Raw genomic sequence first — 22,935 nt, 5'->3', positions numbered from 1 at the left:
TGCGGCGTTCGCCCGACGCATCTCTATGCGGGCGGCCATTCGCCGGCGATGTACTTCGGACAGGGGGAGATCACCGTTCTCGATCCCTATCTGCCCCATCTCGAACCGCTCCGGCTGCGTCGCGCGGACGCGGTATCCGGAACGGTGCAGGCAGGTACGGACGCCTATCCGCTCAGGGTCCGCGCCGACGGGACGCCCGCGCCGTCACGGTTGAGCGCGACGTGGTGGGTGGGCGACGGGGTCTTCCTCCTGGAGTACTCCCGGTACAGCCCCCGACGATCCGCCATGGTGACGCATCGGGCGTTCACCTTTCATCTGGGCACCGAACTTCCCGCGTTCCCGGTGCCATCGGGGTTCGCACGACGTCTTCTGCTGGAGCCCATGCAGAACAACCTCTCCATCCGCGCCCTTCATCGCCAGGAACTCAGGATGGGCGAGCTCGTCCTGCCGTTCAGCGGACGACCGCGAGACCAACTGGTGGACCCCGCCTTCCTGATCGCCAAGGACAACCAGGGCCTGGTGAGCAAGGCCGGGACGCCCGCGTTCGACCGCGTACTGGAGCTGATCGCCGACGCGGTGAACGGCACACCTGCAGAGGTCACGGAGTTCGTCATGGATGCCGCGGCGATCTACCACCGGGTCGTACCGCTCGACCAGAAGTGGCCCGAATACTCAGCGGAGGACGAGTGACAACGAGCTTTTTCCTGGCCGGCGTCATGCAGGGAAGCCGCCGCGGCATCGATGCCGCCGACCAGTCCTACCGCCTCCTGCTGCGCAGGATGATCGAAAGACTCCACCCCTCCGCCGTGGTGCACGATCCCCATGAACTGGTGCTGCAGCGCTACGGCGACCGCGTAACGGAGATCCGAGGAGCGCTCGCGGCCATCGCCGACGCCCCCGTCATCGTCCGCGAGCGCCTCGATCCCGAGGTGCTCGAACTTCTCGACGTGTTCCATGAGATGGCCCGGCTCGCCTCGGCCAGCGACATCTGCGTCGTCTGGCTGCCCGGACACGAACCGAGCATGGGCACCGCCGCCGAAATGTACGGCGCCTTCCAGGCAGGACGGACCGTCGTCACGATCACTGAGATGCGCTACAACGTGGCCGTTCTGTCGTGTTCGACGGTGATCCTTCCCGACCTGGCGGCGTTCTCCGACTGGCTTGCCAAGGACGGTGACTCGTTGTGCACGACATCGTGACGTCAGCCCTGCGGGAGGAACTCTCCGCACTGAACGGCGGATTCGCCCCAGCCGTGCGGGAACTCGCCAGGAAACGCCCCGACGCGGTCGCCATGACGTTCCTCGACTACGACACCGACTGGGCAGGCCGGACGACCCGGTTGACCCGCGGCGACCTCGACAGCAGGGCGACAGCGATGGCCGGACTGCTGCAGAGGCTGGCGAGTCCAGGCGACCGGGTGGCCATTCTCTGCCCCAACGGCCCCGAATACGTGGCGGCCTTCATGGGCTGCCTGTACGCCGGGCTGCTGCCCGTAACCCTGCTGCCGCCCGAGCTTCAGCGCCGAACCGAGCGGTTGGCCCCCACCCTCGCCGACTGCACCCCCGCGGTAGTCATCACGATCAACCGGCACAAGGACTCGGTCGCGGAGGCCCTGGCCACGGTCGGCGGCTCGACGGCCGGTGCACATATCGTCCTCGCCGACCAAGTGGATGACGGGCACGCGGACTCGTGGACCCCCGTAGACACGGATCTTTCCGGAACCGCCTACCTCCAGTACACCTCCGGCTCGACCCGGAAACCGGGCGGCGTCGAGGTCACGCATCAAAACATCGCCGTGTCGGTCGCTCAGCATGTCGACCGCCAACGGGTCGACGAGCACTCGACGATCGTGAGCTGGCTCCCCTTCTTCCACGACATGGGGCTCGTGTTCGCGTTGATTCTCCCGCTGGGCGTGGGGATACCCGCAGTACAGATGACCCCGTACGCCTTCATCCAGCACCCGCTGCGCTGGCTACGGCTCTTCAGCGAGTACCGCGGGACGCACACGATGATCCCCAACTTCGGGCTGGATGTGTGCGTGGACGCGATCACGGAGGAGGACAGGGCGGGCCTCGATCTCTCTTCCATACGGTACTTCGGCAATGCCTCCGAACCCGTCCGGGCGCAGTCGCTGGAGCGCTTCACCGAGGCGTATGCCCCGTACGGCTTCCGGCATACCGCACACTCGCCCTGCTGGGGTCTGGCCGAGGCCACTCTGATCGTGACCGGGATCAGCGCGGAGGCCGAGCCGGTAGTGAGCAGCTTCGACCGTACCGCGCTGGCCGCCGGCCGCGTCGAACCGTGCGCCGACGCCGACCCGGCCGCCCGCCCCCTAGTGGGGTGTGGCGAGGCCTTCCAGGGACAGGATGTCCGCGTCGTGGATCCCGCCACGGGGCAGGAGGTACCCGCCGGCGTGGTGGGTGAACTGCTGGTCCGCGGCGGCAATGTGTGCCAGGGGTACTGGCAGCGCGCAGACAGCGACGAGACGTTCCGCAACGTCCTCGACGGCGAGGCCCGCTGGCTGCGCACCGGCGATCTCGGCTTTTTCCACAACGCCGAACTGTTCATCGCCGGCCGGGCGAAGGACATCGTCATCGTCGACGGACGCAACCACCACGCCATCGACATCGAGGTGACGGCCGAGCGGGTCAGCCCTGCGGTGCGACGGGGGCATGTCGCCGCCTTCCCGGTGGAGACGGGGGAGCGTGAACTGGCCGTCGTGGTCGTCGAGTTGCGTCCGGATGCCACCGTCGATCCGGAGGATCTGCGCACCGCGATCCGCGCCGCAGTGGCGGACGCGCACGACATCGATCTGTACGACGTCGCCCTCGTCACCCGCGGCACCATTCCCAAGACGTCCAGCGGCAAACTGCGCCGCCGTATCTGCCGGGACATGTACACCGGCGGGGAGCTCGCGGCCCAGATCTTGGCTGCCGATCGGACACCTTCATGACGGAGTTGCGGCGGTGGCTGGTGGAGCGGCTCGCCCGGCTGTGCGCCATCGAGGCCGACCGGATCGATATCGACCGGCCGTTTCGGGAGTACGGACTGACTTCGAGGAACGGAGTCGCCCTGTCCGGTCAGCTGGCACAGTTTCTCGGCAGGCCCGTCGCCCCGACGATCATCTGGGAACACCCGACGGTGCGTCGCCTGTCTGACCAGCTGGACGGCTCCCCGCAGCCTGCGTCGAAGCTCCGGGACGGCGAGGCGGTCACTGCTGCCCACCCCGGTGAGACCGCCGATCGTGCACTCGCCGTGGTGGGTATCGGCTGTCGGCTGCCGGGCGGGATTTCTACCCCCGACGTGCTCTGGGAGTTCCTGCGAGCCGGCAGTGACGCCATCCGTCGGGTACCGGAGGACAGATGGGAGGCATACCGCCTGGCGTCCCCGGCGCACGCCACGGTGCTCGACCGCACCACCCAAGTCGGCGGCTTCCTCGACGACATCGAGGGATTCGACGCGGAGTTCTTCGGCATTCCTCCCGCGGAATCCGCCGAGATGGACCCGCAGCAGCGGATGTTTCTGGAGGTCGCCTGGGAGTCCCTGGAACACGCGGGGATCCCGGCGGACACCCTGGCGGGCAGCCGCACGGGGGTGTTCGTCGGCGCGAGCGGGGACGACTTCGCGCGTCGGCGTATGGAGGATCTCCAGGCGATCAACGGCTGGTCGCTGCCGGGCACGGCCCTCAGTGTGATCGCCAACAGGCTGTCGTACGTTCTCGACCTGTGCGGCCCGAGCCTCACCGTGGACACCGCCTGCTCGTCCTCGCTCGTGGCTCTGCACCTGGCGGCCCAGAGCCTGCTCTCGGGCGAGAGTGAACTCGCGATCGTCGGTGGCGTCAACGTGCTGCTCTCGCCCGGCGCAACGGTGTACGCCGACCAGGCGTCGGCGTCCTCACCCACCGGACGCTGCCGGCCGTTCGACGCGGCCGCGGACGGAATCGTACGCGGCGAAGGCTGCGTGAGCGTCGTACTCAAACGGTACGGCGATGCGGTCCGGGACGGCGACCGGGTGCTGTCCCTGGTACGCGGCACGGCTATGAACCAGGACGGCCGGTCGAACGGACTGACCGCCCCCAGCCCAGCCGCGCAGGAGGCCTTACTCGCCCAGGCGTACGCCAGAGCCGGCATCCCGTCGGCCGCGGTCGCCTATGTGGAAGCACACGGCACCGGCACGCGCCTCGGCGACCCCATCGAAGCCGGCGCCCTGGGAAACGTCCTGGGTCGTGACCGACCGGAAGCCGCCCCTTTACTCATCGGATCGGTCAAATCCAACCTCGGTCATCTCGAGGCCGCCGCCGGTCTCGTGGGCCTGGTGAAGAACGTCCTGGCGCTGCACCGCGGACAGATCCCCCCCACCCTCCACTATGCGCGGCCCAACCCCGCCATTCCACTGTCCGCCCTCGGGATGGAAGTGGTCTCCCGGCTGACCGAATGGCCCTCGGGCGACGGCGAACGAGTGGCCGGTGTCAGCTCCTTCGGTATCGGCGGGACCAACGCGCACGTCGTCCTCTCCGACCTCCCCCGACCCTTACGCCCGTGACTGCGAGGTGTTCATGAAGTTCGGACTGCTTTCCGTCATCACCGACTTCTCCATCGACCCGAGAGAACTCGGACGCCAGGCGGAGGAGCGCGGCTTCGACTCCCTCTTCGTACCGGAGCACACGCACATGCCCGTACGCATCGAAAGCGAACGGCCTGACGGCGGACCGGTCATCCCCGAAGCGATGCAGGGCCTCGACCCGTTCGCGGCGCTGTCAGCGATCGCCGCCTCGACCTCCCGGCTGCTGATCGGCACCGGAATCTGCGAGGTTCCGACGCGTGATCCGATCATCCTGGCCAAGCAGGTGGCCAGCCTCGACGTGCTCTCCCAGGGCCGGTTCCTGTTCGGCGTGGGCACCGGCTGGGTACGCGAGGAACTGCTCAACCACGGGGTTGACCCCGCGACCCGGACCGCGCGCCTCATGGAATACCTGGAGGTCATGCGGACCATCTGGGCCGACCACGAGGCCTCGTTCGCCGGAGAGTTCGTCAAGTTCGACCCCATCGTCTCGCTGCCGAAGCCGGTGCAACGACCGCATCCGCCGATCCTGATGGGGCTGACCGGAACCAGGGCACTGGACCGCGTGACAGCGGCTCGGGCGGAATGGATGCCCATGTACGGCCTGGAGGGTGAGGGCCTGGCCGAGCGAATCGCCCTGCTCAACGAGCAGGCCGCCGAGTTGGGGCTCGGACCGGTTCCGGTCACGGTCGTGGAGGTTCCGCCGGAGGAAGAGGCTGTCGCCCGATGCGTGGAGGCGGGCGTCAGCCGGTGCGTCTTCACACTGCCTCCAGGCGAGCGGGAGGACGTGCTGCCACTCCTCGACTGGTATACGGAACTGAGCGAACAGGCTGAGTACTTGTGATGAGTGATGAGATGTCAGCCGCGCGCCCGCTGCTCTTTCCCTTGTCCTGCCGATCCCTGAAGGGGGTGCGAGCCAGGGCCGCGGATCTGGCCGACTGGCTCACGGGCCCTGGGGCCGACGCCGCCCTCGCCGATGTGGCCTACACGCTGGCCCGGCGTCGCCCCCACCTCCCCGTGCGGGGCGCGGTTCTGGCCCATGACCGCCAGGAGCTCATGGATCGGCTCCGCACGCTCGCGGCCGGCGAGAGTGGGGAAGGCATCGCCGCTGCGGAGGCACCGCGACAGGCGTCGCCGGATGTGGTCTTCGTCTTCTCCGGATACGGCTCTCAATGGGACGGCATGGGTGGTGGTCTGGTGGCGGAACCGGCCTTCGCCGCCGTGCTGGACGAACTGGACCCCGTCTTCCGTGCCGAAGGGCGCGGTTCGCTGCGCGAGTTGCTGACGAGGACCGACCTCTCCCGGACCGACGCTTCGTTCGTGCAGCCCGCGCTTTTCGCCATGCAGGTGGGGCTCGCCGCTGTGTGGCAGGAGTACGGCATCAGGCCGGCCGCGGTCCTGGGGCAGTCGATGGGGGAACTCGCCGCCGCCGTGGTGAGCGGCGGGCTGCCCCTCGCCGATGCGGCGCACGTCATTCTGCGGCGCTCCGAGGTCATGCAACGCCGAATGTTCGGACTCGGCGCCACCGCCGTCGTGGAGCTGCCCGCCCAGGAGGTGGAGCGGCGCCTGAGCGCCGGTGTCGATCTCGAAATCGCCGTCTACAGCTCGACGCGAGCCACCGTGGTGGCGGGCGACGGGAACATCATGGAGGAGTTCCTGTCCGCCTGCGAGGCGGACGGCATCGCCACGTTTCCCGTACGGGGAGGCCATGCCGCCGGGCACAGCAGGTTCGCCGACCGCGTTGTACCAGAGCTGACCGAGCTCCTCTCGGATGTGAACGGCACGACGCCCTCCGTCCGCTTCTACTCCACGACCCTGCCGGACCCCCGCTCCACACCGGCCTTCGACGGCGCCTACTGGGCGGCCAACGTCCGCCGTCCGGTGCGGCTCCTCGACGCGGTCAACGCCGCCACGGCGGACGGACTGCGCACCTTCATCGAGGTGGCCCCGCACCCTGTCGCCGTACGGTCCCTGTCTGACACCCTGGCCGACACCGAGGTGAGCGGCGCCGCCGTCTGGGAATCCCTGCGCAGAGGGCAATCGGCAGGATCCGCCATACTGTTCGGACTCGCCCGGGCACATTGCCGGGGCCTTGAGGTGGACTGGGCGCGGCTACATCCGTCGGGCCGCCTCGTGGACCTTCCGACGACCCCCTGGGACCACGGGCAGCGTCAACCGGTGACCGGCCGCATCGCCGTCGCGGCCGAGCGCACCCACCCACTGCTCGGGGTGCACGTCCGGCTGCCCGGCACGCCGGCTCGACACATCTGGCAGACGACCCTCGACACCTCGCGCCTCACCTGGCTGGCCGACCACCGGCTCGACGAGTTGCCGCTCCTTCCCGGGACCGGCTACTGCGAGATGGCACTGTCCACGGCATGTGTCGCGTTCGAGGCGAAACCAGAGGACATCGTCCTGACCGATGTCGCCTTCCGGAGGCTGTTGCCCCTCGCCTCACCGGCGACCGTGACCACGTCTCTGGCCGTAACCGGGGCAGGCGAGGGAGAGGTGGAGATCACCAGCCGGCAAGGAGACGCGGACATCGTCCACGCGACGGCGAAGGTCGCCGTCCGGACACGGGAACCAGACGACACGGACACCCTGGACCCGAAGGCCCTGTCCGGTCCTTTCCTCAGCCCCACCGAGGTCTACCCTCAGCTGCGGGGCGCCGGTCTCAACCACGGTCCGGCGTTCGCCGGCCTCACCGCGCTCTCGGTCACCGGGGACCTCACCCTCACCAGGGTGAGCCGTCCGGCTGCCGCGCAGCCCGATCCCCGCATGCGCTTCCATCCCGCCCTGCTCGACGCCTGTCTGCACGGAGTGGCCACGGCCCTGGTACGGGACACCGGCCGGGCCTGCCTCCCCGAAGGCATCGGCAGCTTGAGGCTGACCGGCGAGTTGAGCGACGACGTCATGTGCCGAGCCCGAGTCCGAACCGACGACCGTGGCTGCATGGCCGACTTGGAGGTGTACGACGAGGACGGGCTGCTCGTGGCGGAACTTCAGGGTGTGGCGTTTCGGCACATCGACGAGGACGCCCTCCCCGCCTCCACGGACGGATTGCTCTACACGCTGGAGTACGAACCAGTACCCCTGTCGGCTGAGGCCGGGCCACCACCGTCGGGCACCTGGCTGGTGTACGGCGGCAACGAGGAAGAGGACTTCCGCGCACAACTGCTCACCCAGATGAAGCGTGCCGGCATCCGGTCGACGCTGGTCGACAGCTCGGATCTCTCGGCGTGGACTCTGGAGACCGAGACTGGTGCACCGGCCGTACAGGGCGTAGTACTCCTCGGCTGGGAGACCGGCCAGACCGCCTCGGACGGCTCCGATGCGCTGGTCGGCGCCGACCAGCGCCTGCTGTCCATGATGCGATTCGCCGCAGGGATGGCTCGCCGTTCAGAGGCGGCCGCAGCACCCCGGTTGTACGCGGTCACGCGCGGTGCATGCCCGCCCACCGGCGAGATTCCCCTCGACCTGGCTCAGAGCGGGTTGGTCGGACTGACCCGGTCGCTGCGCGCCGAACGGCCCGAGCTGAGGCCCACTCTGATCGACTTGGACCCGAAACCCGACCCCGTCCACCTGGTACGGGAACTGTGCTCCGCCGCGGCGGACGACGAGGTGGTGTGGCGGGGCGGTGTGCGTCACGTCGCCCGTCTGAATCCGCTGCCGGCCGGTCGCCCCGCCGCATCGGAGCGCACGCTGGTGCGGCCGGCAGGGGGCTATGTGGTGACGGGAGGCACCGGGGGACTCGGCCTTGCCACCGCTCGCTGGCTGGCGGAACGAGGCGCCGGATGCGTCGTGCTGAACGGGCGCTCCGTTCCCGGCCCCGACACTGCCCGCGGCATCGAGGAAATCCGAGCCACCGGCACCCGCGTTGTGGTCGTCCTCGGTGACATCGCGGAACCGGGCGTCGCGGACCTGGTGATGCGCGGGGTGACGGAAGCCGGTGCCCAGGTCCGCGGAGTGGTCCACGCCGCCGGCGTACTCGACGACGCCCTGGTGACCGACCTCGACGCGGAACGCATCCGGCGGGTGTGGTCTGCGAAGGCGGTCGGCGCCTGGCGGCTGCACCTCGCCACACCGGAGGACGGCGTGGACTGGTGGATCGGCTACTCATCGTCCGCCGCACTGCTGGATGCCCCCGGTCAGGCCAACTACGCCGCCGCCAACGCCTGCCTGGACGCGATCGCCTGGTGGCGGCACGCGCACGGGCTCCCCGCGCTCTCCGTCAATTGGGGACCCTGGGCCGAGATCGGGGGAGCCCGGGAGTCGAGGGTCAGTGGGCTCGGGAAAATACGCCCACGGGAGGCGTTCGCCGCGCTGGAGGAACTCCTGGCTCACGGTTACACCCAGTCAGGCGTCGTCCGGCTCGGACGCGACTTCTCGACGGTCTTCCCCGAGACTCGCGGCTCGTCCTACTTCGCGCGGATCGTCGCGGGACGGGCACAGGACCGGGCGAACACGGCTCAGTTCGACCGGCACCGACTCCAGGGAATGAGCCACGAAGCGGTGCAGCATGCGGTGACCAGGTGGCTCACCGAGCGGATCCGCCCGTTGCTCCGCCATCAGACCACCAGGCTGCCGCTCGGCACACCCCTCGTCCACCTGGGGCTCGACTCCCTGGCCGCCGTGCGGATCAAGAACGCCGTACGGGACGACTTCGGCCTCGACATCCCCGTCTCCCGTCTTCTTCAGGGGGCGAGCGTGACCGCACTGGCCACCGAGATCGTCGCCGGTCTCACCGACATGGCGGGAAAGCCGACGGAACCTGCCACCGGTCAGGCCGAACAGCGAACCCGGAGCCGTCGTATGCGCACGGCACAGCAGGCACGAAGGAGGAAGCCTCAGTGAACGTCGGACCCCCGCAGGACACGGACATGGCCGAAGAACCGCTTGAAGGCATCGCGGTCATCGGAATGGCCGGACGCTTCCCGATGGCGCGCACGGTCGCAGAGTTCTGGCGCAACCTACGGGAGGGCAGGGAGTGCCTGGAGACCTTGGACGATGCCGAACTCCGCCGCCAGGGCGTACCCGACTCCGTGCTGAGCGATCCCACCTATATGCGGCGTGCCGGAACGCTTGAGGGGATCGAGGAATTCGACGCGGAGTTCTTCGGATTCCCACCCAGCCTCGCGGCCACGATGGACCCGCAACAGAAGCTGCTGCTCGAATGCTCCTGGCACGCGCTGGAAGACGCCGGGTGCGACCCGGCACGCCACGGGGGCTCCATCGGGGTGTTCGTCTCCGGATCAGCCTGCGGCTACTACCCGTATCACGTACTGTCCCGGCACAATCTGCGCACGCTGCTGGGTGCCGGTTCGTCCTCGGCCCAGATGTCCCTGTGGTCGGCGAACGACGTCAACTTCTACGCGACACGTATCGCACACGCCTTCGACCTCCACGGCCCGGCACTGAGCGTGCAGACCGCGTGTTCCAGCGCACTCACCGCCGTGCACCTCGCCTGCCAGAGTCTGCTGTGCGGCGAGTCCGACATGGCGCTGGCGGGTGGCATGTCCGTCAAGGTGCCGCACCGCGTCGGCTACCTTCGAGATCTCGACTCGGTGATGTCCCCGGACGGTCACTGTCGGCCGTTCGACGCGAAGTCCGGCGGGACGGTCTTCACCAGCGGTGGGGGAGTGGTCGCGCTCAAGAGGCTGAGCGACGCCCTCGCCGACGGTGACGACATCCGGGCCGTCATCCGGGGTTCCGCCGTCAACAACGACGGCTCGCTCAAGATGGGATACACCGCACCCAGCGTCGAAATGCAGGCGGCAGTGGTCCGCGAAGCTCTTGCCGTGGCGGGGGTGGACCCGCGCGACGTGGGATACGTGGAGGCGCACGGTACCGGCACCGCGCTCGGCGACCCCGTGGAAGTCGCCGCCCTGCGCAGAGCGTTCGGCGAGCAGCCCGATGGGCCCTGGTGCGCGCTCGGCTCGGTGAAGGGCAACGTCGGGCACTGTGAGACGGCGGCCGGAGTCGTCGGCCTCATCAAGGCCGTTCTGTGTCTGGAGAACCAAACCCTGGTGCCCACGCTCCACTTCACCGAGGCCAATCCCGAACTCGAGCTGGCAGGAGGCCCGTTCCGAATACAAGCTGAGTTGACCGACTGGCCCGGCGACCGGCCTCGGCTTGCCGGGGTGACCTCGCTGGGCGCGGGCGGCACCAATGTGCACGTGGTGCTGGAGGAAGCGCCGAAGCGCGATGTGTCATCCGTGCGCTCCGAACCACAGGTACTGGTGCTGAGCGCGCGTACCGAACGCGCCCTCGCCGAGTCGGGTGAGCGTCTCGCGGCGCACCTCGGTCAGCGGCCCGACTCCGACCTGGCGGACACAGCGCTGACCCTCGCGGACGGTCGCCGGGCGTTCCGCTACCGCCGCGCCGTCGTCGCACGTGACGGACAGGAAGCCGCGACGGCGCTGCAAGCCGCAGGTCCGGTCACCGACAGCGGGGCGACCGGCGAAGCGCCCGCCGTGCTGCTGCTGTTCTCGGGAGCGGACGAGAGCCAGGCACCAACGGCCTCGGGATTGTACGAGGATGAACCACTGTTCGCGGAACCCTTCGACCACTGCGCGGAGTTGTTCACCAAAGAGCTCGGCACCGAGTTCTCGGACGCTCTCCGTTCGGACTCCGCGGGATCGTCGCAGCACCCACAGGCGACCGAAGCGCGGACATTCTGCGTGGAATACGCGATGGCCCGCGCCCTGGAGGGATGGGGGGTGCGCCCGACCGCGGTCGCCGGCGGAGGCGTCGGTGAGTACGTCGCTGCCGCACTGGCAGGAGTGATGAACCTCGCGGATGCCGTGCGGATCGTCGCCGGGCGAGAGCCTGCGGACCTGACACTGACGGCGCCGACGCTGCCTCTTCTCTCGGTGGAGACCGGCAAGTGGCTGCCCCCGGACGAGGCGACAGACGCCGGCCGGTGGTCCAAGCGTCCCAGCGCGCCTGTGCGCTGGGACGTGGCACTGGACACCGCCTTGGCCGACAGGAACTACCTGCTCGTCGATGCGGGACCGAGGCACCAAGGGCGTGCAGAGCTCCACCTCCTACGCGGCCGCGATGAGGATGTTGACGACGTGGAGGTCTTCCTGGGCGCCCTGGGGCAACTGTGGGCGCACGGAGCGCCGGTGGACTGGACACCGATGCGTTCCGGACGCCGCCGAATCGCTCTGCCCGGATATCCGTTCCAGCGGGAGCGGCACTGGCTGGACTCGACGTACGCACGAACACCAGCGGCGATCCAAGGGGACACGACGAACGGCAGCGCCCCGGCAGCTGCGGAACCCGACGTCGCGGCAGGTACGACGGAGCAGGTCCTGTCCGCCCTCTGGTCCGACGTCCTCGGAATCGACTCGATCAAGCCCGACGACGACTTCTTCCTGCTCGGAGGGGACTCGGTGATGGCCGCGCAGATCGCCGGCCGCGCGCGCTCGGCAGGACTGCGGTTCAGCCCCCGGGCAATGTTCCAGCACCCCACGCTGCGGTCGTTGACCGATGCGGTAGACCCCGACGCGACCGGTTCGACGCCCCGGGCGACGGCAGCTTCTCCTCGCCCACCGGTGGCCGCCGCCGAGGCACTCTCCTTGACTCCCGCCCAGTTGGAGCTGACCGCTGACCCCGGCGTCCTGCCGGACCTGGACGTTCCCCTGGTGTTCCGGGTCGGTGACGAGGTTGCCCAGGACGTCCTCGACGAAGCGCTGCTCCGGGCGGTGAACCATCACGAGGCGCTTCGGATGGAGTTGGTCGAGCGGTCCGGGATGTGGGAGCACCACAGGGCGAACTTGGACGGCCCCGTGCTGATCGTCATGCCGTGGGAAGAGGACGGCCCCACGGACCTTGCCGCGATGATTGACGCCGCCGCTGCCGAGGCTCGGCGCCTTCGCGCTCCCGGAAGGCGTGCCGCCGTGGAGGCCGTACTCATCGACGGGGGGACGGAGGGCAGTCGCCACATCGTGCTCCTGGTTCACGCCACGGCGATCGACCTCACCTCACAGCGCCTGCTCGCCGAGGACGTGACTACCGCCTGCCGCCAGCTGCTTGCCGGACGACCGGTGAACCTGCCTGCCGTCAGCACCACTTGGCAAACCTGGTCCGACTGTCTGACGACCTGGGCGCTCGACGACGCCGTGCTGCTCGAGCGCCCGTTCTGGCTGGACCTGATGCGCCGGGCGGGCGCACGGCCGGCACTTGCATCCGGAGACGGCAACGTCCCGGGCGCGCCGGGAGCCCGAGGGCCCGTCCGCCTACTGCGCAGCACGGTCGACGTATCACTGACGGGTTCGCTTCGGGCTGTCCAGAGGCGGGAGCGCATGGGGTCGGCCACGCTGGTGCTCGCAGCCGTGTCCGCGGCGCTCGCCGAGGAGGCGGACGGCGAGGGCGTGCTGATCGACGTCATGGACACCGCGCGGAACGGCGAGTTCCCCGGCATCGATCTCACCCGGACCGTGGGCCGCTGCACCTCCGCGCATCCGCTCGTCGTTGGCGCGAACCGCAACGACAGGACGCGCCTGCTGAGCGATACGCGCGAGGCGTTGGAGAGCATTCCGTTCCACGGCGTGCACTACGGCGTACTGCGTCATCTCCACCCTCAGACAGCCGAGGCCCTGCGACGGCTGTCTGCGGCGGACGTGACGTTCGCCGACGGCGGGGTGCGAAAGGAGGGGACGGCCACCACCCGCCGGACTCCCCTACAAGCCGTGCCACTGGGTGACCTCCCACTCGGCGAGCCCGCCCTGGCTCGCGGTCACGCGCTCGATGTGCGCACCTACCGGCAGTCCGGCAGGATCCACATTGACTGGTGGTGGGACGGTGCGCGCTGCGCGGAGGGGACCGTGCAGCGCCTGCGTGACCGTGCTCTCGCGACGCTAGGAGGATTCGCGGAGTAGCGCCGATCCGTCGACGGCCAGGCGTAGTTCCGCCCGCAGTGCGGGATCGGCATACGCCTGGTCGACGAAGTGGGCGACCGCGTCGGTCCCGAAACTGGTGAGCACTTTTCGTACGGCCAGGCCCACCTCGTCACGGCAGGTGGCGTGGTAGACGTAATGCCGCCCATTGCGGTGTCGGGCGGCGGCACCGTTGTTCACCAGCCTGGTCAGCACGGTCAGGACAGTGGTGTAGGCGAGCCGGTCCTCCCGTTCCTTGTTGAGCTGCTCCTGCACTTCGCGTCCTTGCATCGGACGTCCGGCCGCCGAGAGGAGATTGAGGACTTGGATCTGCAGTGAAGTACCCATCGGTTCCCTCCGGTTGGTCGGTGTGGGCGCGAGTCGTGTCATCGCTGCTGCTGTAGGAAGGCCCCGTCTCGAAGGTCCACCGTGGTGGGGAACCGGCCGTCGAGGCAGGCGGTGCAGTAGGTGTCCGGATCTCCGCCGACCGCGTCCAGCAGGGACTCCAACGGCAGGAACTCCGCGCTGTCGCAGCCGAGATGCCCGGCTACCCGGTCCAGGCGAACCTGCGCGCCGAGCAGCGCGTCCCCGCGTCCGGTGTCGATGCCGTAGAAGCACGGCCAGCGGTGCGGCGGGGACGCGATCCGCAGATGGACGGCGCGCGCCCCGGCCGCTCGGAGCATGGCCACCACCGCGGTCATGGTGGTGCCCCGGACCAGCGAGTCGTCGACGAGGACGACCTCGCGTCCCGCGACGGCGGCAGGCACGGCGGACAGCTTCTGGCGGACGGCGGCCTCGCGGCCCGCCTGGTCGCCGGCAATGAAGGAGCGGCCCACGCCTTCGTGCCGCAACAGCCCCTGTACGGCGGGAAGTCCGGCCTGCCAGGCGTATCCGTCGGCCGCGACCCGGGCAGTGTCGGGCACGGCCACCACCACGTCCGAGGACGGTGGCGGGGGTGCGTACGCTGCCAGCGCTCGCCCGGTCGCGTACCTCGCCTCGTACACGCTCCGGCCGCCGATACGGGAGTCGGCTCGGGCGAAGTACACATGCTCGAACACACACGAGGCGCGTCGAGCCCCCGGCACATCGAGACGGCTGCTGTGAATACCGTCGGCATCGGCCTCCAGGACCTCGCCGGGCTCCAGTTCGCGGACGAATGTGCCGCCGACCGCGGCGATGGCGGCGGACTCCGAGGCCAGCAGCCAGGTGTCATCGAGCTGGCCCAGGCACAGGGGCCGAAACGCCTGAGGATCGCGGACCCCGTACATCCGACGGCCGTCAGTGAGCACGAGCGAGTACGCGCCGGTGACCTGTGGCAGTACCTCGTGGAGTGCCTGGGACAAGGTCATGTCGCCGTTCTCCATGACCGCCGAGAGCAGCCGACCGAGGACGGCGGTGTCGGTGGCACCGGCGGAGACGCCCAGCTCCGCACGGGCCTCGTCGGTGTTCATGAGCGTGCCGTTGTGCGCCAGAGCGAGAGTGCCGCTCGCGCCGGCGTCCATCACGATGGGCTGAGCCAGCTCGTCGTCGGGTCCCTCGCCGCCCGAAGTCGCGTACCGCACATGTCCGATGGCCCCCGCCCCGCCCCGCAGTGCACGTGGGTCGGGGTCCGGGAAGACGTCCGTCACCCGGCCGGACCCGGTCCGGCACTCGATGCCGGAGCTTCGGCAGATGGCGATGCCGGCGTTCTGCTGCCCGCGGTGCTGGAGGGCGATGAGCATGGTGCGCACGACCGGCGTGGCCGGGCCCCAGGCGCCGACGACACCGCACGCCTCGCGGGGTTTGGCGAGCGGATCGTTCACCGGGAACCGCCCTCGGGCGTGGGCCCGCTCTTGTATCCGTCGCTGTCGAGCCCGCTCATGCGTCCTCCATGAAGTGGTCCGGTTCTCAGGCATGAGCTGAGTGCGGTGAGCGTGGTCCGGGTCAAGGGGTCGAGGCGTGGCCACCTTTGTGACCGCCTCGCATGCCGAGCGTGGTGAGCACGTAGGCGATCAGCTCGGACCTGCGCTCGGTCAGGTAGAAGTGGCCGCCCGGCATGACGCGCAGCGTGAACGTGCCGGTGGTGGCCGCTTGCCACCCCTCGGCGAGACGGTTGGGGACCTCAGGGTCGTGGCTCCCCACCACGGCTGTCGTGGCGCAGGTGAGCGGAGGGCCCGCCCGGTAGCGGTAGGTCTCGATCAGCCGGTAGTCCCCGCGGATGGCGGGCAGGAGCGTGGCGCGGATTTCGGGATCGTCGAACAGCGTTGAATCCGTCCCGCCGAGCCGGGCCAATTCCCCGACCAAGGTGTCGTCGTCACGCGGCTGTCCGAGAGCGGGGTCGGTGGAGAAGGGGGCCGGCCGTGCCGAGACGAACAAGTGGCGTACGAGATCGGAGGACCGGCTGCCGAGGCGGCGTGCCACTTCGAAGGCCACGGACGCACCCATGCTGTGTCCGAACAGCACCAGCGGTACGTCGGCGACCTCGGCGACGGCCTCGGCGAGTGGGTCGGCCAGCAAGTCCATCCGGTCCAGCACGGGCTCGTCGAGACGATCGTCGCGTCCCGGGTACTGAACTGCCAGCAGCTCGACTGTCACAGGGAGTTCACGCAGCCAGGGGTAGAAGAAGCGGGCCGATCCCCCCGCGTGCGGGAAGCAGACAAGCCGGAGGCGCGGCCGGCGTCGCGGACGGGGGCTGCGCAGCCACTCCTGGGCGAGGCCGGTGGCCCCGGGTGTCGTCCGGTTCATCGGTCCGCCACCTCTCCGTCCGTCTGCCGCAGCCGCTCCGCGACCGCGGCCAGAGTGGGACGACGCACCATGGTCCGCAGCAGTTCGTCGAAGGAGAACGCCGCGGCCGCCGGCAGCTCCCGGCGGAGCCGTCCAATGAACTGGGCGACGAGCAGGGAGTCCCCGCCGAGCTCGTAGAAGCTGTCGTCGCGGGCGACCGCGTCTACGGAGAGCAGTTCCGCCCATATGCCGGCCAGCCGCCGTTCCAGCTCGTCCAACGGGGGTGCCGAGCGCACCGCGTCCTCTTGGCGGCCGTCGGCGACCCAGGAGAGCACGGTCTTGCGGTCGACCTTGCCGTTCGAGCTGAGGGGCAACTCCTCGACCATCTCGATGTGGGCAGGGATCATGTACTCGGGGAGCTGTTCGGACAGATGCTCGCGCAGGTCCTCCAGATCGATGCCGGCCCTGTCCCGCTTGAAGGTGGCCGCGATCAGATGCTGGCCGAACAAGGCGAGTTCGGCGCCGTCCTCCGGGAGTATCACCACGGCCTGCGCCCCGGCCTCGGCAAGCAGAGTGCGCCACTCGTCCACGCCGAAGAAGGTCTGGTCGCGACCCCGCCGCCGGTCTTCGAAGTCTCCCTCCGTGTCCGGTGCCGTACCGTCGAGCTGAATGAGGAACTCCATCCAGGTCATCAAGTCTGGGCGGTCCACGGTGAGTTCGGTGAAGACCAGCCAGCCGCCAGGAGCGAGCAGTTCCCGCAGCCTTCCGAGCACCGCGTCGATGTCACGGGCGTTGTGGAGCGCGTTGGCGATCACGATCATGTCGAAGCTCTGCGGCCGGAAACCCTGGCCGCGGTAGTCGGCATTGAAGTCGAACAGGCCGTAGCGCAGCCACTGATGTGCGGCGAACCGGCTGCGTGCCTCGTTGAGGAAGAAGTGCGACACGTCGGTGAAGAGGTAGTCGGGCTCCATCCCCGGAGCCCCTGCGGCCGCGGGCAGCACTGAGATCATCTGGTCCGTCGTCGCACCGACCCCGGCCCCGGCTTCAAGAATGCGCAAGGGGCGTCCGGGAGCGGCCTCGGCGGCGAGGTGCGCAGCGAGGCCTGCGGTGGCACGGTTGAGGTACCGCATGATCGCGTTGTCCGCGTACAGCGTCCGCGCGGATTCCAACTCGCCGTCAGGGAACAGCAGTCGGACCTGATCCAGCTCGCCGCGCAACAGTTCAGGAAGCCGTCGCATGCTCACAGTGAGCAGATGAAGGACGGGCGCGGTCCACAGAGGTTCACAACCCTGGGTCTCCAGTCGGTGCAGCTCGTCGGCGAGGATCTCGGCATCGGCCGGCAGCAGATCTCGGTAGCGTCCGGTGTCCGGGTCGCGGTGTACCAGGCCCTCGCCTTCCAGCGCCGCGAGCCAACGGCGCACGACACGGTGGAAGCGGGGCGGCACACCCGCGCGTCGCAGAACCTGCTCCGCCGTCGGCGGCTCGGCACCGGGCGGGAAAGCCCCCAAGGTGCGCAGGGCCGCCGCCATGGCGGTGAACGCTGTCCGGTTCAGCCGGCGCTGCTCCGCTTCAAGGTGCGTGAGCTCCGTTCGTCCGGCTGCTCGCGCACCCGTGGAATGGGCGACCCCAGCCAGCACACGGGCCTCTTGGGCTGCGGTAAGGGGTTCCTTGCGGCGACTGCCGGTCACCACGGCGGCGATGCGTCGGTTCGCGGAGCTCGTGCCATCGACGACGACAGCGGTGGCCCCGACGTCCGGGTGTGCGAGCAACGCCGCCTCGATCTCGGCCAGTTCGATCCGGTGCCCGCGCACCTTCACCTGGGTGTCCTCACGGCCGAGGAACTCGATGCTGCCGTCCGGGAGATAGCGGCCCAGATCGCCGGTGCGGTAGAGGCGTTCCCCGGTGGCGGGGTGGGTGACGAACCGCTCGGCGGTGCGCTGTTCGTCGCCCAGGTAGCCCATGGCGACGCCGACGCCTCCGATCCACAGCTCGCCCGGTACGAGTTCGGGGCGGGGCCGCAGGGCCGCGTCCAGCACGTGGAAGGTCTGGTTGGCCAGCGGTGTGCCGTACGGGATGCTGCGCCAGTTGGCGGGTACCTCACCGATGGGGTGGTAGATCGACCAGATCGCCGCTTCCGTGGCACCACCGAGGCTGATGAGTTCGAGCCCGGGGCAACGACGGCGTACGGCATCGGGGAGAGTCACCGGTATCCAGTCCCCGGACATCAGGGCGAGCCGGAGTGAGGCCAGGTCGATCGTCGGCTCACTCTCCGCGTAGTGCTGGAGCATCTGGAGCTGGGCCGGTACGGAGTTCCACACGGTGACGCGGTGTCGGCCGATGAGCTCTGCCCAGTGCGAGGGATCGCCGCGGCGTTCCGGGGCCGGCAGGACGAGGCAGCCTCCGGCACCCAACAGGCCGAAGACGTCGTACACGGAAAGGTCGAACCCCAGGGCGGCGAGGGCGAGTCCACGGTCCTCGGCAGTGACCTTGAACCGGTGGTTGATGTCCGCGACGGTGTTGACCGCGCTCCGATGACTGATCATCACGCCCTTCGGGCGACCGGTCGAGCCCGAGGTGTAGATGACGTACGCGAGATCGTCGCCGCTCGCCGTCGGCTCGGGCAGTGCCGTCCCGGGGGTAGCGGGTGTGAGGGCGTCGACCTTGATGGTGTGCACTGTGGCGGGGAATTCCTCGAGGGCCGCCGACCGGGAGTGGGTGAGCACCTCACGTACTCCGGCGTCCGCGAGCATGACATCCCGACGGGCCGGCGGCTGATTCGTGTCCACGGGGAGATAGGCGCCGCCGGCGAGCAGGATGCCGAGAACGGCGACGATCTGCTCCCAGCCCTTGTCCAGGATGACGGCGACCGGCTCACCGGCCCGCAGTTCCCGGGTGCGGAGCTCGCGGGCCACGGCGAGGGCGCGGCGCAGGAGTTCGTCGTAGCTCATCCGCCCGTCGACACCCCAGCGCAGCGCGATGTGCTGGCCGCAACACTGCGCCGCCCGGACCACGGCGTCGTGCAACAGTTGTCCTGTCTCCGGGGCACCGGTGTCGTTGACGCGCTCGCGGGTGGCGCGCTGCTGCGCGGGCAGGAGCGCGGGGACGGGGGAGGACCAGGCACCGTCCGTGGTGGCAAGGGCCCCGACGAGTTGCTCGTACGCGCTGAACATGGAGTCCAGCAGGCCGTCCGGGAACAGTTCTTCGGCTGCGTCCCAGGCGAGCAGCAATCCCTCGGCGTCCTCGTACAACTGGTGGTCGAGCCACACCTGCGGGGTCTGAGAGATCATCCAGCCGAACTCACCCAGCGTGTTCCGAAACCGCTCGTCGACGAACGCGGAGCCGAGATTGCTGGCGAACACGACGGGAGCGGATGCCCGTTCTCCGGGCCGGGCACGCGCCAGGTCGCGCAGCACCTCGACCGCGGAGTACTCGGCGTGTGCCACATCGCTCTGGAACTGTGCCTGGAGCCGCCGGGCGTGATCGATGAACGGCCCTCCGTCCGAGGTGTCGGCGGTCACCAGGACGAGATTGGTGAAGTCGGCGACCAGGCTGCCCACTTCGGGGTGCACGGGCTGCCGGTCGAAGAGAGGGAGATTCAATACGAAGCGCTGCTGGGCGCTCCAGGCACCGAGTACCTCGGTGTAGGCGGCGGCCAGGGCCATGGCGGGCGTGACTCCGTGTGCCCGGGCCCGTTCGGTGAATCCCTGCCAGGCGTCGGGCGCCAGCCGCGCCAGGCGGCGAGTGAACCTGGGCCGCTCCACTTGGTCCGGGTCCACGGCCAGCGGCAGCGCGGGGCCGCCTGGTAGCTCGGGGAGCCGGTCCCGCCAGTAGGCGCGGGCCTTTTCCCTGGCCGAACTCCGCTGCGCGGCGAGGTCGGTGAGATAGCGGGAAAAGGAATACGTCAGCTCGGTCGGCGAAGAAGCGGACACATCGGGCTGTTCGGTGTAGTACAGCGCCATCTCGGCGAGCAGGTGTTGGATGCTGAGGACATCGGCAACGAGCAGATCGATCCCGAAGTGGATACGTGTGGCACCGCCGGGACGCAGGGACAGGTGGACGTCGAAGACATGACCGGCGGCCACGTCGAACCGCCGATGCGAGAGCTGCTCCCGGACGCGGTCGAGGGCTTCGTCCGCCGCTGCCCGGGGCAATGTCCGCACGTCGTGCACGGTGAGCCCCGGCCACGGTGAGGTAGCCGCGACTCGTTGGGTTCCGTCCTCCAGGAAGCGAGCCCTGAGCATTCCGTGTCGAGCGACGAGGGCCCGCACGGCGGACTCGAGGCGATCGGCCCGTACGTCCAGGCCGTCGAACTCCATATACGCGTGGCAGCCGTTGCCGCCCAGCGACTGGCCGTCCGTCCGCCCGATCCAGTACGCCTGCTGCACCGGTGTCAGGGGGAAGGCAGCCGCCTCGTCCGTCACGGTATCGGCCGGGCCGCCGGTACATCGGTCCGCTTCCGCGGTCCCGGTATCGGAGAGCCGTTGCGTCAACAGCCGCGTCCAGGCGCCGATGGTCGGCTCCTTTGCCAGTTCCGCATAGTCGACCTCGGCTCCGGCCGAGCGCCAGCGCCCGACGAGGGCCATGGTGCGGATCGAGTCGAGCCCGTGCGAGATCAGGTTGTCCGTCTCCGCCGCGGCGTCGGGCGGCAGGCCGAGCACTTCGGACACGGCCTCGCGGATCTGGCGCTCCACAGCGGGTGCGGGGTGCGTCATCGCTGTCCTCTCTCCGGGCCTCGCCGACTGATTTACCGGCGATTTTTTGGATGGCGGGTGTGAGAAATTAACAGGATTCAGGTCGTTGCCTTCGAAGCTACTTCTGCCGACTCAACGTAAATCACCATGTGCGTTCGGCGGAAGGGAGGTACTCAAAGGAGTAGTACCCGGTAGGGGTATGTCGTAATTGACCGACGAATCCCCCCAAACTGGCCCAAAATAAAACCAAACTTGACCTTTACTTTACTCTTTCATGGTCAATTATTTATTGACTTGGGTCTTTGTGGAAGACAGATTCTTTACGGCTCAGTAAGAGTTGTTGGATCCCTGAAAATCTCGATTTTAGGGGCGTGAATCCTGTGGACGTGGTTTCGTGGCCTGCTGAATTCGCCGAACGGTATCGCCATGCCGGCTACTGGCAGGGGCGGCCGCTGGGCGACTTGTTGCGCGATGGTGCGCGTGAGCACCCCGATGCCGCCGCGCTGCTCTACGGTGACCTGGTGTGGAGCTACGCCGAGCTCGACGAGCGCAGTGACCGGCTCGCCGCCGGACTGGCCGGACTGGGCATCCGCGCCGGGGACCGGGTGGTCGTCCAACTTCCCAATGTCCCCGAAATGTTGTCGCTGCTGTTCGCTCTGTTCCGCCTGGGTGCCTTGCCCGTGCTTGGGCTGCCCGCCTATCGCAGCAGCGAAGCCGTTCACCTCTGCCGGAGCACCGACGCCGTCGCCTACGTCATTCCCGACACGGATCCGGACACCGGCTTCGACTACCGCGGGCTCGCCGACGAAGTGCGCGCGAAGGCTCCTTCACTGCGCCATGTGCTGGTCGCCGGAGAGCCGGGGGCGCACACTCCCTTGCGCGAAATCGACGCTGCCCCGCGGTCGTTGCCCGCGCCCCGGGCGAGCGACCCGGCGTTGCTGCTGGTCTCCGGCGGCACGACCGGGCTGCCCAAGCTGATCCCGCGCACCCACGACGACTACTTCTACAACCTCCGTGCCAGTGCCGAAGTCTGTGCGCTGAACGAGCACAGCGTCTACCTCGCGGTATTGCCCATCGGCCACAACTTCCCGCTCGCCTGCCCCGGCGTCCTCGGCGTGCTCCACGCCGGCGGGGCGGTCGCGCTGTGCCCTTCACCCAGTCCCGAGACCGCGTTCGCAGCCATCGAACGGTTCAAGGCGACCGTCACCGCAGTCGTGCCACCCCTGGCCGCTCTGTGGTCCCAGGCCGTCCAGTGGAATACCGCAGACATCAGCAGCCTGGAGCTCCTTCAGGTGGGCGGTGCCCGGCTCTCCCCGGACACGGCCCGGCTCATCGGCCCCGCCCTCGGCTGCCAACTCCAGCAGGTTTTCGGCATGGCGGAAGGCCTGCTCAGCTACACCCGCCGGGGCGACGACGCGGAGACCGTCGCGACAACACAAGGCCTCCCACTCTGCCCCGACGACGAGATACGGATCGTGGACGAGGCGGACCGAGACGTCCCGCCCGGCGCCGTCGGCAGCCTGCTCACCCGAGGCCCGTACACGTTGCGCGGTTATTACCGCGCGCCCACGCACAACCTCCGGGCCTTCACCGCGGACGGCTACTACCGCACCGGCGACCTGGTGAGGCTCACCCCGGAAGGCCGACTCGTCGTCGAGGGCCGGGAGAAGGACCTCGTGAACCGAGGCGGAGACAAGGTCTCCGCGGATGAATTGCAGAACCATCTGCGGGCTCACCCCGCGGTCCTCGACGCCGCCGTGGTGCCTGTTCCCGACCCGTATCTCGGCGAGCGAACCTGCGCCTGCCTTCTCCTGCGTGAAGGGTGCGACGACGTGCCCGACATGGCCGCCTTCCTGCACAGCCGAGGGCTGGCCGCATACAAGATCCCAGACGTGGTGAGGATCTGCGACTCCTTCCCGCTGACCAGCGTGGGCAAGGTCGACAAACGCGAACTTGCCCGGTCCGTCGCGCCCGACTCCGGTGCGACGGCAGCGGACCTCCGCCCTAGGTAACCCCGGGGCGGATCCCGCTCCGGCGATCCCGGAGCGGGGCCCCTGGGGGTTCCCGCCCGTCGGCGTGCTCCGACCCGACCAGATCAC

General features: G+C 69.0%; 12 protein-coding genes. 8 read left to right on the top strand and 4 right to left on the bottom strand.

Features of this window, described 5'->3' with window-relative positions; all coding sequences use genetic code 11:
• Positions 1–48: 48 nt before the first annotated feature.
• From ABT063_RS00470 to ABT063_RS00440, 7 genes are read left to right on the top strand one after another with little or no spacing between them, the layout of a single operon-like run.
• Positions 49–690 carry a hypothetical protein gene (locus ABT063_RS00470; RefSeq protein ID WP_351054840.1) on the top strand — a complete coding sequence of 214 codons (642 nt, stop codon included), beginning with the start codon at positions 49–51 and terminating at the stop codon, positions 688–690.
• Positions 660–1,199, top strand: coding sequence for a hypothetical protein (locus ABT063_RS00465; RefSeq protein WP_351054839.1), 540 nt, complete (start codon positions 660–662; stop codon positions 1,197–1,199). Before ABT063_RS00470 ends, ABT063_RS00465 begins: the two co-directional genes overlap by 31 nt.
• Positions 1,184–2,953 (top strand): fatty acyl-AMP ligase, encoded by a 1,770-nt coding sequence (locus ABT063_RS00460; protein WP_351054838.1) that lies wholly within the window; start codon positions 1,184–1,186, stop codon positions 2,951–2,953. The genes ABT063_RS00465 and ABT063_RS00460 overlap by 16 nt, the downstream gene beginning before the upstream one ends.
• Entirely contained in the window at positions 2,950–4,542 is a 1,593-nt protein-coding gene (locus ABT063_RS00455; protein WP_351054837.1) for a type I polyketide synthase, read from the top strand. Before ABT063_RS00460 ends, ABT063_RS00455 begins: the two co-directional genes overlap by 4 nt.
• A gap of 13 nt (positions 4,543–4,555) precedes the next feature.
• Positions 4,556–5,404: an LLM class F420-dependent oxidoreductase gene (locus ABT063_RS00450; RefSeq protein ID WP_351054836.1), complete on the top strand. Its 849-nt coding sequence runs from the start codon at positions 4,556–4,558 to the stop codon at positions 5,402–5,404.
• Positions 5,405–5,415: 11 nt separating this feature from the next.
• Positions 5,416–9,414, top strand: a complete 3,999-nt coding sequence (locus ABT063_RS00445) for an SDR family NAD(P)-dependent oxidoreductase (protein WP_351054835.1) — start codon at positions 5,416–5,418, stop codon at positions 9,412–9,414.
• Complete coding sequence (locus tag ABT063_RS00440) at positions 9,411–13,445, top strand: type I polyketide synthase (protein ID WP_351054834.1); 4,035 nt, start codon at positions 9,411–9,413, stop codon at positions 13,443–13,445. Before ABT063_RS00445 ends, ABT063_RS00440 begins: the two co-directional genes overlap by 4 nt.
• Here the strand turns inward: ABT063_RS00440 and ABT063_RS00435 are convergent.
• The 4 genes from ABT063_RS00435 to ABT063_RS00420 all read right to left on the bottom strand — a co-directional run bounded on the left by ABT063_RS00435 (position 13,425) and on the right by ABT063_RS00420 (position 20,857).
• Positions 13,425–13,790, bottom strand: coding sequence for a BlaI/MecI/CopY family transcriptional regulator (locus tag ABT063_RS00435; protein WP_351054833.1), 366 nt, complete (start codon positions 13,788–13,790; stop codon positions 13,425–13,427). The two genes, ABT063_RS00440 and ABT063_RS00435, sit on opposite strands and share 21 nt — an antisense overlap.
• Before the next feature lie 38 nt (positions 13,791–13,828).
• Positions 13,829–15,244 (bottom strand): amidophosphoribosyltransferase, encoded by a 1,416-nt coding sequence (gene purF, locus ABT063_RS00430; protein WP_351054832.1) that lies wholly within the window; start codon positions 15,242–15,244, stop codon positions 13,829–13,831.
• A 121-nt stretch (positions 15,245–15,365) separates the two neighbouring features.
• Entirely contained in the window at positions 15,366–16,166 is an 801-nt protein-coding gene (locus ABT063_RS00425; RefSeq protein WP_351054831.1) for a thioesterase II family protein, read from the bottom strand.
• Complete coding sequence (locus ABT063_RS00420) at positions 16,163–20,857, bottom strand: non-ribosomal peptide synthetase (protein ID WP_351054830.1); 4,695 nt, start codon at positions 20,855–20,857, stop codon at positions 16,163–16,165. Before ABT063_RS00420 ends, ABT063_RS00425 begins: the two co-directional genes overlap by 4 nt.
• 365 nt (positions 20,858–21,222) lie before the next feature.
• Here ABT063_RS00420 and ABT063_RS00415 point away from each other — a divergent pair, with 365 nt between their 5' ends.
• On the top strand, positions 21,223–22,848 hold the full coding sequence (locus tag ABT063_RS00415; protein ID WP_351054829.1) for a (2,3-dihydroxybenzoyl)adenylate synthase: 1,626 nt from the start codon (positions 21,223–21,225) through the stop codon (positions 22,846–22,848).
• The last annotated feature ends 87 nt before the right edge of the window (positions 22,849–22,935 follow it).

This window comes from Streptomyces sp. NPDC002838, assembly GCF_040295365.1.
Lineage (GTDB): Bacteria > Actinomycetota > Actinomycetes > Streptomycetales > Streptomycetaceae > Streptomyces.
Note: the sequence above shows the minus strand (reverse complement) of the source record. Positions and strands in the feature narration are given on the sequence as shown.

Excerpts from the sequence above, each read along its gene's own strand:
- ABT063_RS00470 (WP_351054840.1), top strand. The coding sequence starts at position 49 with ATGTACTTCGGACAGGGGGAGATCACCGTTCTCGATCCCTATCTGCCC.
- ABT063_RS00455 (WP_351054837.1), top strand. The coding sequence starts at position 2,950 with ATGACGGAGTTGCGGCGGTGGCTGGTGGAGCGGCTCGCCCGGCTGTGC.
- ABT063_RS00450 (WP_351054836.1), top strand. The coding sequence starts at position 4,556 with ATGAAGTTCGGACTGCTTTCCGTCATCACCGACTTCTCCATCGACCCG.
- ABT063_RS00445 (WP_351054835.1), top strand. The coding sequence starts at position 5,416 with ATGTCAGCCGCGCGCCCGCTGCTCTTTCCCTTGTCCTGCCGATCCCTG.
- ABT063_RS00435 (WP_351054833.1), bottom strand. The coding sequence starts at position 13,790 with ATGGGTACTTCACTGCAGATCCAAGTCCTCAATCTCCTCTCGGCGGCC.
- ABT063_RS00425 (WP_351054831.1), bottom strand. The coding sequence starts at position 16,166 with ATGAACCGGACGACACCCGGGGCCACCGGCCTCGCCCAGGAGTGGCTG.
- ABT063_RS00420 (WP_351054830.1), bottom strand. The coding sequence starts at position 20,857 with ATGACGCACCCCGCACCCGCTGTGGAGCGCCAGATCCGCGAGGCCGTG.